Annotated in this window: 11 protein-coding genes and 1 tRNA gene; 2 read left to right on the top strand and 10 right to left on the bottom strand. The window is 69.4% G+C overall.

The window, feature by feature from the left end:
* The 3 genes from ACSURM_RS07270 to ACSURM_RS07260 are packed head-to-tail and all read right to left on the bottom strand — an operon-like array spanning position 1 to position 5,165.
* Positions 1-2,157: an acetate--CoA ligase family protein gene (locus ACSURM_RS07270; protein WP_436960976.1), complete on the bottom strand. Its 2,157-nt coding sequence runs from the start codon at positions 2,155-2,157 to the stop codon at positions 1-3.
* An 18-nt stretch (positions 2,158-2,175) separates the two neighbouring features.
* Positions 2,176-3,408 (bottom strand): formyl-CoA transferase, encoded by a 1,233-nt coding sequence (frc, locus tag ACSURM_RS07265; RefSeq protein WP_436954131.1) that lies wholly within the window; start codon positions 3,406-3,408, stop codon positions 2,176-2,178.
* An 11-nt stretch (positions 3,409-3,419) separates the two neighbouring features.
* Positions 3,420-5,165 carry a thiamine pyrophosphate-binding protein gene (locus ACSURM_RS07260; RefSeq protein ID WP_436960974.1) on the bottom strand — a complete coding sequence of 582 codons (1,746 nt, stop codon included), beginning with the start codon at positions 5,163-5,165 and terminating at the stop codon, positions 3,420-3,422.
* A gap of 321 nt (positions 5,166-5,486) precedes the next feature.
* Here ACSURM_RS07260 and ACSURM_RS07255 point away from each other — a divergent pair.
* Positions 5,487-5,574: transfer RNA gene (locus ACSURM_RS07255), tRNA-Leu, on the top strand.
* Between the two features lie 87 nt (positions 5,575-5,661).
* On the opposite strand, the gene ACSURM_RS07250 is transcribed toward ACSURM_RS07255, so the two are convergent.
* From ACSURM_RS07250 to ACSURM_RS07220, 7 genes are all read right to left on the bottom strand, one after another.
* Positions 5,662-6,516, bottom strand: a complete 855-nt coding sequence (locus ACSURM_RS07250; RefSeq protein ID WP_436954130.1) for a hypothetical protein — start codon at positions 6,514-6,516, stop codon at positions 5,662-5,664.
* Positions 6,497-7,369, bottom strand: a complete 873-nt coding sequence (locus ACSURM_RS07245) for an aldo/keto reductase (protein ID WP_436954128.1) — start codon at positions 7,367-7,369, stop codon at positions 6,497-6,499. Before ACSURM_RS07245 ends, ACSURM_RS07250 begins: the two co-directional genes overlap by 20 nt.
* A gap of 29 nt (positions 7,370-7,398) precedes the next feature.
* Positions 7,399-8,586, bottom strand: a complete 1,188-nt coding sequence (locus ACSURM_RS07240; protein WP_436954127.1) for a cupin domain-containing protein — start codon at positions 8,584-8,586, stop codon at positions 7,399-7,401.
* A gap of 14 nt (positions 8,587-8,600) precedes the next feature.
* A complete protein-coding gene (locus tag ACSURM_RS07235) occupies positions 8,601-8,738 on the bottom strand; it encodes a hypothetical protein (RefSeq protein WP_362220724.1) in 138 nt (45 codons plus the stop codon).
* Positions 8,739-9,090: 352 nt separating this feature from the next.
* On the bottom strand, positions 9,091-9,924 hold the full coding sequence (locus ACSURM_RS07230; RefSeq protein WP_436954126.1) for a helix-turn-helix domain-containing protein: 834 nt from the start codon (positions 9,922-9,924) through the stop codon (positions 9,091-9,093).
* Complete coding sequence (locus ACSURM_RS07225; RefSeq protein WP_436954125.1) at positions 9,921-10,433, bottom strand: DUF6879 family protein; 513 nt, start codon at positions 10,431-10,433, stop codon at positions 9,921-9,923. Before ACSURM_RS07225 ends, ACSURM_RS07230 begins: the two co-directional genes overlap by 4 nt.
* Positions 10,417-10,626, bottom strand: coding sequence for a hypothetical protein (locus ACSURM_RS07220; RefSeq protein ID WP_436954124.1), 210 nt, complete (start codon positions 10,624-10,626; stop codon positions 10,417-10,419). The genes ACSURM_RS07225 and ACSURM_RS07220 overlap by 17 nt, the downstream gene beginning before the upstream one ends.
* 181 nt (positions 10,627-10,807) lie before the next feature.
* On the opposite strand from ACSURM_RS07220, the gene ACSURM_RS07215 reads away from it, so the two are divergent.
* Positions 10,808-12,343 carry an HNH endonuclease gene (locus ACSURM_RS07215; RefSeq protein WP_436954122.1) on the top strand — a complete coding sequence of 512 codons (1,536 nt, stop codon included), beginning with the start codon at positions 10,808-10,810 and terminating at the stop codon, positions 12,341-12,343.
* Position 12,344: the final 1 nt, after the last annotated feature.

Here is a 12,344-nt window from a genome sequence, read left to right as displayed (position 1 = left end):
TCAGCTCAGCTCCTCGCCGGTGGGGGGAACGGAACCGTCCCGCAGCAGGCCGGCCGCCCGCGCCCAGCGGTACTTGGCGCCGAGCACGGCCACCGGCTTCTCGGTCGTGTACGGATACGCCACGACCCCCCGCTCGAACAGGTACCGGCACGCCTCCTCGACCTCCACGTCACCGGCGAGGGAGGCCACCACCGGCTTCTCGACGCCGCGTGCGCGGAACTCGGCCACCACCCGGGCGGTCAGCTCGGCGAACACCATCGGCGGGGTGACGATGGTGTGCCAGTAGCCCAGCACCAGCGCGTGCACGCGCGGGTCCGCCAGTGCCAGCCGGATCGCCGCCTCGTACGTCGCCGGCGGCTCGCCCCCGGTGATGTCGACCGGGTTGCCGGCCGCGCCGAACGGCGGGATGAACCGGCGGAACGCCTCGTCCAGGTCGGGCGGGATCTCCATCAGCGACAGCCCGTTGTCCGTCACCGCGTCCGACAGCAGCACCCCGCTGCCGCCCGCGCCGGTGATGATGACGACGTTGTCGCCCTCGGGAGTGGGCAGGACCGGCAACGCGCGCGCGTACTCCAGCAGGTCCTCCAGGCCCGGCGCCCGGATCACCCCGGCCTGCCGGAGGATGTCGTCGTAGACCGCGTCGTCGCCCGCGAGCGCCCCGGTGTGCGAGCCGGCCGCCCGCGCGCCCGCCGCCGTACGGCCCGCCTTCAGCACCACCACCGGCTTCCTCGGCACGACCTCGCGGGCCGCCGCCACGAACGCCCGCCCGTCCTTGAGGTCTTCCAGGTGCATGGCGACGCACTCGGTGTGCGGATCCTCGCCGAACCAGGTCAGCAGGTCGTCCTCGTCCAGGTCCGCCTTGTTGCCGAGGCCGACGATCGCCGACACACCCGTCCTCGTGGCGCGCGCGAAGCCGAGGACGGCCATGCCGATGCCACCGGACTGCGAGGTGAGCGCCACCGGGCCCTTGACGTCGTACGGCGTGCAGAACGTGGCGCACAGGTCCTGCCAGGTGGAGTAGTAGCCGTAGATGTTCGGCCCGAGCAGGCGCATGCCGTACCGCTCGGCGATCTCCACCAGCTCCGCCTGGAGCGCGTGCTCGCCGGTCTCCGCGAACCCGGACGGGATGAGCACGGCGTTGGGGACGCCCTTGCGCCCCGCCTCCTCCAGCGCCGCCGCCACGAACCGGGCCGGGATGGCGAAGACGGCCACGTCCACCTCGCCGGGCACGTCGGTGACGCTCTTGTACGCCTTGCGGCCCAGGATGTCGTCGGCCCGGGGATTGACCGGGTGGATGTCACCGGCGAACCCGCCGTCGAGGAGGTTGCGCAGCACCGAATTGCCGATCTTCCCGGGCTCGTTGGAGGCACCGATCACCGCCACCGAGTCCGGCCGCATCAGCCGGCGCATCGAGGTGAGGATCTCCTCGCGGCCGTACGTCCGCCGAGGGGCCGGCCGCCGCTCGGCGAGGATGATCCGGATGTCGGCGGCGACCGCGCCCCGCTCCGTGGCGATCACCGGATTGAGGTCCACCTCCCCGATCCCGGGGAAGTCCGCGACCAGTCGCGACACCCGCCGGATCTGATCGGCCAGCGCCCACCGGTCCACCCCGGCCCGGCCGCGGACCCCGCGCAGGATCTGGGCCGCCCGGATGGAGTCGAGCATCGACAGCGCCTCGTCGCGGGTGACGGGAGCGAGGCGGAACGTCACGTCCTTCAGCACCTCCACCAGCACCCCGCCCAGCCCGAACGCCACCACCTTCCCGAAGGCCGGATCGGTGACCGCGCCGACGATGACCTCCTGGCCGGCCGGCAGCAACTCCTGTACCAGCACGCCCTCGATACGGGCCCCGGCGTCGTAGGCACGCGCGTTGCCGACGATCTCGTGGAACGCCGCCCGCACCCGGTCGGCGCCCTCCACGCCCACGACGACCCCGCCGGCCTCGGTCTTGTGCGGGATGTCCGGCGAGACGATCTTCAGCACCACGGGCCCGCCCAGCCGCGCCGCCGCGGCCACCGCCTCGTCCACGTCCCGGGCCAGTTCCTCGCCCGGTACGGCGATCCCGTAGGCGTCGGCGACCACCCTGCCCTCGGGCGCGGTCAGCACGCTACGGCCCTCGGCCCGCACCGACTCCAGCAGCGCCCGCACCCGGGCCATCCGGTCCTCGTCCGGCACTCAGATCACCCCGTCCGACTTCAGCAGGCGCAACTCGTCCTCAGTGAAGCCGAGTTCACCGGCGTAGACCTCTTCGTTGTGCTCGCCGAGCAGCGGCGAGGCGGTCACCTCCACGGCGGAGTCGGAGAGTTTGATCGGGCTGCCGACGGTGACGAACTCGCCGCGCTCGGGATGCGGGACGCGGACCACGATGCCGTCGGCGGCCAGCGAGGCGTCCTCGATGATCTCCTTGGTGGACAGGATCGGCCCGCACGGGATGTCGTGCGCGGTCAGCCGCTCCAGCACCTCCCACTTGGGCAGCGTGGCCGACCACTCCTCGATCAGCTGGAACATCTTGTTCAGCTTCGGCAGCCGGGCCTCCGGCGTGGCCCACTCGGGGTCGTCGGCGAGTTCGGGCCGGCCGATGAGCGCGGTGATCGGCCGCCAGCCGACGGGCTGGACGATGACGTACACATAGTCGTTCGGGCCGTCCGGAGCGCACTTGACCGCCCAGCCCGGCTGGCCGCCGCCGGAGGCGTTCCCCGAGCGGGGGACCTCCTCGCCGAAGTCCTCGTTGGGGTATTCGGCGAGCGGCCCGTGGGCCAGCCGCTGCTGGTCGCGCAGCTTCACCCGGCACAGGTTGAGCACGGCGTGCTGCATGGCCACGTCGACGCGCTGCCCGCGCCCGGTCCGCTCCCGTTGGAGCAGGGCCGCGAGGATCCCGGCCACGGCGTGCACCCCCGTTCCCGAGTCCCCGATCTGGGCCCCCGTCGCCAGCGGCGGCCCGTCCTCGAAACCGGTGGTCGCCATCGACCCGCCCATGGCCTGCGCGACGACCTCGTAGGCCTTGAACCGGGTGTACGGGCCGTCCCCGAACCCCTTGATGGAGGCGTAGACGATCCGCGGGTTGATCTCCCGGACGCGTTCCCAGCCGAAGCCCATCCGGTCGACCGCGCCCGGCCCGAAGTTCTCGACCATGACGTCCGAGCGGCGGATCAGCTCGGTGAGGATCTCCTTGCCGCGCTCGGTCTTGGTGTTCAGGGTGATGCCGCGCTTGTTGCAGTTGAGCATCGTGAAGTACAGCGAGTCGGCGTCCGGCAGGTCCCGCAGCTGCCTGCGGGTGATGTCACCGGTCGGCGCCTCCAGTTTGACGACGTCCGCACCGAGCCAGGCGAGCAGCTGGGTGGCGGACGGCCCGGACTGGACGTGGGTCATGTCGAGGACGCGAATGCCCTCAAGAGCCCTGGCGGTCATGGGCGTTCACCTCACTTGTACATGGTCTGGTTCATGGTTCCGGGGGCGTACGCGTCCGGGTCGACCCAGACGTTGATCAGCGACGGCTTCCCGGACTCGCGGGCCCGGCGCAGGGCGGGACCGATGTCGGCTGGGTCGCGGACCTCCTCGCCGTGACCGCCCAGGATGCGCGCGAACTGGTCGTACGGCACGTCGCCGAGGGTGTTGCCGACCCGCTCGCGGTCCTTGCCGTACTTGGCGGCCTGGCCGTAACGGATCTGGTTCATGGAGGAGTTGTTGCCGACGATGCCGACGAACGGCAGGTCGTAGCGGACGAGGGTCTCGAAGTCCCAGCCGGTCAGGGAGAAGGCGCCGTCGCCGAAGAGGGCGACCACCTCCTTGTCCGGGCGGGCCTGCTTGGCGGCGAGCACGAAGGGGATGCCGACACCGAGGGTGCCGAGCGGGCCCGGGTCCATCCAGTGGCCGGGCGACTTGGGCTGGACGACCTGCCCGGAGAAGGTGACGATGTCGCCGCCGTCGCCGATGTAGACCGAGTCCTCGGTGAGGAAGTCGTTGATCTCGCTGACCAGCCGGTACGGGTGGATGGGCGAGGCGTCCGACCTGAGCTGCGGCAGCCGCTTGTCCAGGGCCGCCCGCTCGGCCGCGCGCAGCTCGTCCAGCCACTCCTTGCGCCGCACGGCCCCGTCGTCGGTCCGTCCGGACGCGGCCTGGGTGACGGCCTTCAGGACCAGTCCGGCGTCGCCGACGATCCCGAGGCCGATGTCGCGGTTCTTGCCCACCGTCCGGTAGTCGAGGTCGATCTGCACGACCGTGGCGGTGGGGGAGAGGCGCCTGCCGTAGCCCATGCGGAAGTCGAACGGGGTGCCGACGACCACGATGACGTCGGCGTGCGAGAACGCGTACCGGCGGGAGAGCTGGAAGTGGTGCGGGTCGCCGGGCGGGAGGGTGCCGCGGCCGGCGCCGTTCATGTACGCCGGGATGTTCAGGGTGCGCACCAGCTCGACGGCGGCCTCGGTGCCGCGGGTCGTCCACACCTGGCCGCCCAGCAGGATGGCGGGTTTCCGGGCGTGCGCCAGCAGGTCGGCGAGCCGTTCCACCGCCTCCGGGTCGCCGGCCGAGCGGGTCGAGGCCCGGTAGGCGCCGGCCCGGGGCACCCGGGCCGTCTCGCGCGGCACCTTGGCGTCGAGGACGTCCCGGGGGATCTCCAGGAAGGAGGGGCCGGGGGCGCCGTGGTAGCACTCGCGGAAGGCCATCGACACCATGTCCGCGGCGCGGGCGGTGTCCGGCACGGTCGCCGCGAACTTGGTGATCGGCGTCATCATGTCGACGTGCGGCAGGTCCTGGAGGGACCCCATCTTGTGCTGGCTGAGCGCGCCCTGGCCGCCGATGAGCAGCATCGGGGACTCCGCGCGGAAGGCGTTGGCGACCCCGGTGACGGCGTCGGTCGTGCCGGGCCCGGCGGTGACCACCGCGCAGCCCGGTTTGCCGGTGATCCGGGCGTACCCGTCGGCGGCGTGCGCGGCGACCTGCTCGTGACGTACGTCGACGACCTCGATCCCCTCGTCCACGCAGCCGTCGTAGATGTCGATGATGTGGCCGCCGCACAGGGTGTAGACGCGGTCGACCCCTTCGGCCTTCAGCGCCTTGGCGACGAGATGACCGCCGGAGATCAGGTCCTGGGCGGGTCGGGTGGCCTGGGGGCCGTCGGGTGTGCCGTGGGGGGTGTCGCCGGTGGCGTCGCCGGTGGTGTGGGGCATGGCGAGGTCCTCTCCCTTGCCGAGGTGTGCATACAGCACATTGCATACAGTCGACGAATACTGTATGGATTCGTTATCCCGCATCCGGCGAGCGGTGTCCAGGGGGTGGGGTGGCTTCCGGTCACAGCGCCCGGCGGATTCCGGCCGGTCACACGTGGCGCCCAGTCTTTCACGGAGTGTGTGCGCCGGGTTTGCCGTGCAGGTGGGGGCGTTCCCGGCCGCCGCCCGGCGACGGATACGCAGGTGAAACGCACTCCGAAACCTTGGTATTGTTGTCCATGTCGCCGCGGGGAACACGCCCCGCAAGGCGACAGACACCTGGTCCGGGTGGCGGAATGGCAGACGCGCTAGCTTGAGGTGCTAGTGCCCTTTATCGGGCGTGGGGGTTCAAGTCCCCCCTCGGACACCAGCGAAAGACCCCAGTTGATCTGGGGTCTTTCCGTTTCTCTGGCCGCGACGTGACCAACCGCGTGACCGACGGCCGGGCGGAGTGCTCTCAGGCGCTCACCTCGGAGCGCGCCGGGACGGGCGGGCGCACACTGGTGAGTGCCTCCGCGCGGGCCACGAGGTGGGGTGCGAGGTCGGGGTACCAGCCACGGGCTACGGCTTGCAGCATCTCGGCCAGGGCCGCGAGTTCCCCGATTCGGCCGGCCGGGGTGTCGAGGATCGGCCCGAACTCCTTGCGGATGCGGGCGGCTACGTCGGGAACGAGCAGGCTGTTGGCGTGGAGGAGTCCGGCGTCATACCCGAAAGGCACCAAGCCCCACCGCTCCCAGTCCAGCAGGCACAGGGGCGCAGCCGTGAGGTTCCCCCAGTGCAGGTCACCGTGACCGGTCACCCGCTCCACCTTGGCGGGGGCCGGGACGCCGAGGAACTGGGGGAAGGCCCGCTCGATCCAGCCGTCCCGGACGGTGACCTTCACCCCCTCCACTTCAGCGAGCAGGGCAAGGGCTCGGCGCAGCTCCCCCCACCACTCACCAGGCAACTCCGGGTCGTGGTCGATGTCGGCTCGTTCCGGGGACACGATGGGTTGCACGACGTAGTCGAGGACTTCCGCCTCGAAAGCCCACTCCCCGTCAGTCCAGTCGTGCACCTCGTACAGGCGCGGGCGCGGGACGGCATCGGGCACGAGCAGGGAGGCCCCTGCAATGCCCTCCCCCTCCTTCCTGCCCGCGTTCCTCTTCGCCGTCCGGCTGACCCGTAGCCACCGGTCACCCGCTCGCCGCCCGAGGGTGACACCAAGGAAGCCCCACGCCAGCGACCCCGTGCAGGTGAGCCCCAGCGCCTTGGCCGCCCGGTCGTGGGCGGCCTCCATCAGGGCCCGCACCTCCTCATTCACCGGCGAGTTCATCCGTCACCCTCCTGAGTTCCTGGGCCGTCAGAGGCGCAGCCAGAGCCTTCGCCGCATCGTCCCAGTGTTCACGGGTGCTCGCGGAAGTCAGGACGACATCGAGGCCAGGGCACGAGCCGGCGGCCAGCAGGGCAGCGGCTGCGGCCGACAGGCCGGGGCGGATGAGGTTCACCAGCTCGGGTGTCATGGCGTCGAGGAGTTCACCCCCGTGCAGGGGAGCGGAGCCGAATGTGATCAGCCCCGCGTCCTTCGCCCGCACCAGAGGTCCGTCGCCGTTCAGGGCCTGTGTGATCGGGGCATCCATGATCAGGCTGACGGGGATCTGCAAGCCCGTGAAGTGGTGCTCGGCGGAACCAGCCGCTTGCCGGGCGAGCGCGAGCAACTCAGGGACGCTGAGCGCTCCGGAGGTCAGGCCCGACCAGGTGGCGACGCCGTACCCGCCGATCCTGCCCGCATGGGCGAACTCCTCCAGCGCCGTGAAGGCTTCGCGCACACGCCCGTGCAGAGCGGCACGGTCAATGCTGTGCCCGTCGTGCTCCGGGTTGTGCACGAACACCAGGTCCACGCGCCCGAGCGCGGCCAACGACCGCTCCGTTTGCCAGCGGACGAAGCCTCGCTCAAGGCTGTGCCTACCGGCCGCCTCTTCGCGGGTGAGCACGCCCTCAGCCAGGGCGATGCCGCCTTGCTTCTCCGTGAAGAACCCCGTCTTCGTGGCTACCCGCACGGTCGGGTACTCCCCGAGAACCGGGCGCAGTTCCTCATGTGCCCGACCATGGGCGTAGTTGGGTGCCGTGTCCACCCAGGGGCTACCGGCAGCCAGGGCGGTGCGCGCCGCCTGACTGACGGCACGCACGCGGTATGTCCCCAGGCAGAGAGCGGCGGTCACAGCGCCGTCCCCACGACTGCGACAGCGTGGCCGTCGATGAGGACGGAGACCAGTTCGGCCACCTCCTTGACCTCCAGTCCGGCGGAGTCGGCGAGTTCGCCGAGCGTGGTCGGCTGGTTGGTCAGCAGCGTGCCCAGCGCGGGCGCGGCGGACTCGGCGAAGTCCCACGCGGTACCGGCCGCCGAGAAGGTGACCGTGCCCTGTTCGCGGTTCGCCGTCAGGCGACCCCTCGGAGCGGTCAGCTTGACCGTGATACCTGCCCGTGCGGGGAGCCCTTCCACGTACGGGAGGGAGGGAATCGCGTGGCCCAGGTCCGTCGTGTCGATCGACTCCGCCCACCGCTCCACGAGGCGAGGGTCCGCCATCATGTCCACCACCTCACGGCGCACGGCGTCGATGAAGACCGCCTGTTCCGCCAGCGAGCCGAAGCGCGGAATGTCCTTGCGGAAAGCGAGGGACGCCCGAAGCTGATCGACGACCCACACCATCAGGTCAGCGCCCGTGTGCGTGACCATGCCGAACGTCAGGTGCAGGGATTCCGTCCCCTGATCAGCGGTGACCGCGTGCCACCAGCCGCGCGGCAGGTAGAGCACGTCACCCGGGGACAGAACGAGGTCCGCCACCGGGTTGCCCTCCGGCTCCTCCGGCGACTCCACGTCCCGGAAGGTGGGCGCTTCACGGGTCATGCCCCACAGACGCCACCGCTTCGAGCCATGCAGTTGGACCACCACCACATCGTGGTCGTCCCAGTGCCGGCCGAAGCCCTCCCGCTCGGTCCACGAGGCGTACACGTTGGCCTGCACGGAGGTTCCGAGGAAGCGTTGCAGCCCTTCGGCAGCCGCCCCCACGGCGGGGTGGATCTTCTCCACCGCGTCGAGGACCAGTGACGCCCCGTCCCTGAGCTGGGCATGGAAGTCGGACGGTTGGATGCGGGACCACGTGACCGACCGGCGGTTCGTGGTCGGGATCGCGTAGCGGTGGATCGGAACCATCTCGCCGTCGACCGACAGGCGCAGCCGGGGCGGCTCCAGCCGTTGCGTGGCGATGATCCGATTCAGGTCGTCCCAGGAGAACAGGCCCGCCGTGTCGGCGGCTCCGGGGAAGTGCGCGTAGGAGCGGTGGTACGTCCGGGCGAGGAACCTGTCCCCGCCCAGACGCCCCGCCCACGAGGCTGCGTCAACCAACGTGGGCGCTCCCGTCAGTCGTTGCCGTCGGAGCGGCCACCGCTGACGTCCGACTCCTGCTCGGCGCGGGTCCGCGCGGCCACGATCTTCCGCTTCGCGACGAGCAGGCCACCCCCCTCGGGGGCGGCTGACGTGGTGTTCTGCTTCACCATCGGACTTACCTCACTCCTCTCGGGGACTCCCACCGGGATTCCGGCAGGAAGCAGAGGGACAGCGACGAGCGCGGCGGACGCCGACCTGAGTGGTGACGGACGACCCGTGCACCGAGAGCACCTGCACAGCGGGTACTTGGTCGGCGAACTCAAGATCACCGCGTTGCGCGGGCTCACCCGCACCGCTGTGATGAGCGCACACCAGTGTCAGGGCCGAACCTCAGCCTGTACCCCAGCCGCCACCCCACGCCGTAGCGGACCCGCTTTTCGTTTCGCTCGGTCGCTGTCATGGGGGAAATCATTGGCCCAGGAAGCGGCGGCTGTGTAGTTCTTTCCCGTCATCGACTAAAGATCATGAACGGAAGGCGGCAGCCCACTCCGCCAACAAGGCTCGCGCTTCGGCCCCGAACAGCGCGTATCCCTCAAGGGTCGAGAATAGTTCCAAATGCATTTCGATATCGCGTGGATCTCTCAGGATCACGACTCCGGTGGTGTTCTCCACAGTGGCCAGGGTGTTGTCGTAGACAGTGAAGGTGTCCATCGGGGCCATTGGCTTATATCCCACGATGGGGATGACACCGAGCCTCACGTTCGGCAGGTGGGTCAGTGAGGCCAGCCGGTCAATCTGCATCGCCATCGTGGCAGGGGGCAGGAGTGGCCATCTCACGGCCTGTTCGGTGAGGATGAAGGTGAACCGCTTCTTTGTGTCGTAAAGAATCTCCTGCCGCTCCAGCTTCCTCGCGATCGTCTTAGTGGCATCAGCCGGGGAATGGGCGAGGCTGGCCCGGATGTACTCAGGGGTGGACAGTAGTCCCGTAATCATTGAGAGCAGGAAGAAGCGGAACTCGGTAGAGGAGGATTCGAGCGCGGCAAGTTCGGTCTGCTTCTTTTCCAGTCCTCTGCGGCGCAGCGAGCGAAGGTCTTGCCACTCGGTATTGGCCAGCCTTGCGAGGGCAATGACCTCCTCGACGACCTCGGCCGGAGCAACGACAGCCCGGAGGATTCTCTCCAGGTCCAGCAGGCTCGGCTGAGCCTTCCCGTTCTCGATCCGGCTGATCTTCGATTGGGACATGTTGCAACGCCGAGCGAGCCGGTCCCCAGTGAGGCCGGCTCGCTTGCGTAGTTCTTTCAGCAGGGCTGCCAGTTCTTGCTTCGGCTGCCCCAACCTTTCAGGCTCGAACGTCACCCGCTCACGTACTCCAGGAATGGAACCGACTCGGCCACGGCAATCCGTTTCCACTGCCGGTACGGCTCGGGATCACCCGCGTACAGTTCCCGGTTTATCTGCGTCCCGTCCGCCCGGTATTTCATCAGGACCACCTTGGACTCATCGAACATCCAGAAATCCTGGTCCGGGAGTCCCGGGTTCTCCCGGTCGGTAAGGTCGAGGATGCGGATATCCTCGCCCGCCTTCACGTGATGCCGGTAGTAATACTCGAACTCGAACCGAAGGTAGTCCGAGAGCGGGCGGGTCACGACGTGCACCCTGCCGACACTCTTTCCTTCCGAGGTCCATTGCCGAACCTCGTCCATCCAGGCCGACGTGTAATCGTCCGGCGACTTCTCCCCGGCGAGAAAGCGCTTCAGCTTCTCCGCTTCCTGGGGCATCGTGTAGACGGGCAGCGTTTCCAGCCGCCACGCCTCACGCTCCATGGAATCGAAGCAGTCATTCCACGCGTCACCATCCAAGTGCACGGAATGCCTCCCTGAGAACCGCCTCCGGGATTTCCACGAGCCCTTCCCCGGTGGGCGGGGTGAAGGCGTTGGACACGTCGCCCTGCACGACGAACGATCCCGTGGCCGTGCGGTACACGTTCGGGCAGTCCTTCTCTCCGCACTCGCCGTTGCCGTTGCCCGTGAGCCGGGTGAGCGCCGAACGTTCGGACATGCCAAACCCCCTTGCTCCGGCCTCGCTTGGGCCGCCTTCCCACCGACAGTAGAGGGGGTGGCGCTACGCGTCCACGCATGGACGCGACTATGCGTGTCCTTGCATAAACAGGTGGCCCGGCCGCACCGGCCCACCCTGGTACGGGCTCACGTACGCGCACGTGCAGACTGGGCGTAGCCCCGTGGCGCCGTCCGGAAAGCCGGGAAGGCCGGTTGTCAGTGGCGGCGCCTACTGTGCGGCCATGGATGACAGTGAACAGAAGCCGGCGGCCGCTCGGCGGTCCGCTCGGCGTGAGACGGGGCGGAGCGCGGCCCTTCCTCAGGGGGCGGCGAAGCCGCAGGGCATCGCGCTGTATCACGACATGCGGGTCGAAGAGGACTTCACCAAGTGCGCGACCCGCCTCTTCTCGATCCTGAAGAAGGCGGCGGCGACGAGTCCCGGCGCCCCTCGCTACCTCTACTTGGATGTCCAGGGGCACCGCAACGCCGCCGGCGGCTATGACGCCGACGCCTTGGAGATCATCCAGGAGTTCGCCCTGGGGTTCCTCGGTCCGTACCTCACGGAGATCAGCACACCGCTCTATCGGGCGAGGAACCCCGAGCCGCAACGCGAGGACCTCCCCGACGTCCTGAACATAAGAGACCCCGACCGTGAACACGCCTACGATCACCGCGAACTGCCCGTGCGCAACCGGGAGAGTCAACCCGACCGGCGCCGGTCGAGGCCCTCGCTCCGGGCCATCGCCGACTATCTCGGTCTCGATGAGCCCATCTGCCTGATCTGCTGGCAGGCGCCGGTGGAAAGGGCCCATGTGGTTCCGGGATCGCTCGGTGGTTCCAACGATGTGCGCAACTTCGCCCTCCTCTGCCCGCGCCACCACCGTGAGGCCCCAGATGTGGCGGACGCCGAGGCGTTCTGGTCCTGGGTCGACTACGCCTGCGAACGCGACGGCCATATGAAGTGGCAGGGTGTGGAGCCGGAGACGCTGGCCAAGGCGGAACGCGTCGGCCTCCGCATCGACACGTCGGGACCGGTGCGCAAGAGCCTGCACCATTTCGACCGGGTCCGTGACGAGCTCGTACGTCACTATGGCTGGGCTCCGGAGGACTTCGCCGGCGGCGACCACTGGGGAGCGTTGATGCGGGAGTTCCACACGGTCATGGATGCCGCGACCAGCACCCACTTCAACGTCTCCAAGAAGGCGTCCACCGAGGCATGGGCCTTCGAAGTGGCCCGCAGGCGCCTGAGGGACGGGGGCGCGCAGCACCAGGCCGGCGATGACGGGCTGCCCGTGTCGGACCGGCCGTCCATCGCGTTGGCGGAGCGGGCGGTGCGCAAGTCGCCCGGCCGCGGTGGCGCGCGGAGCCTGGTCGATGCCGCACGGCGGGCCGACATCGCCATCGAGGCGGCGGCGCTCGTGCGCGACCTCATCGATTCGGCGGGGGTTGCGACCGCCGAGGAGGTGCTGCGGGGCCTCAGGGAGGAGGCGGCGGACCGTACTGCCCAACTCGATCGTCTGACGAGCGAGTTGATGAGCCACACGGAGTGCCGGTACTGCGGTCACGCCATAGCCCGGATCGGGGACGCTCCCTGGCTCCACAGCGCCGCGGCGCCCATGTCCCGAGGCTGCCGCGCCGCCAGTTACGACCGCGACGGCACGTGGGACGATTCCCTGGACCGGGCGTGGAAGGCGACTCCGCCGAAGTCGTACCGGTGAG

It is taken from the genome of Streptomyces sp. SudanB182_2057, assembly GCF_964272715.1.
Taxonomy (GTDB): Bacteria; Actinomycetota; Actinomycetes; order Streptomycetales; family Streptomycetaceae; genus Streptomyces; species Streptomyces rubradiris.
Note: the sequence above shows the minus strand (reverse complement) of the source record. Positions and strands in the feature narration are given on the sequence as shown.

Coding starts and splice junctions, on each gene's coding strand:
- ACSURM_RS07270 (WP_436960976.1), bottom strand. CDS start 2,157: ATGGCCCGGGTGCGGGCGCTGCTGGAGTCGGTGCGGGCCGAGGGCCGT.
- frc (WP_436954131.1), bottom strand. CDS start 3,408: ATGACCGCCAGGGCTCTTGAGGGCATTCGCGTCCTCGACATGACCCAC.
- ACSURM_RS07260 (WP_436960974.1), bottom strand. CDS start 5,165: ATGCCCCACACCACCGGCGACGCCACCGGCGACACCCCCCACGGCACA.
- ACSURM_RS07250 (WP_436954130.1), bottom strand. CDS start 6,516: ATGAACTCGCCGGTGAATGAGGAGGTGCGGGCCCTGATGGAGGCCGCC.
- ACSURM_RS07235 (WP_362220724.1), bottom strand. CDS start 8,738: ATGGTGAAGCAGAACACCACGTCAGCCGCCCCCGAGGGGGGTGGCCTG.
- ACSURM_RS07220 (WP_436954124.1), bottom strand. CDS start 10,626: ATGTCCGAACGTTCGGCGCTCACCCGGCTCACGGGCAACGGCAACGGC.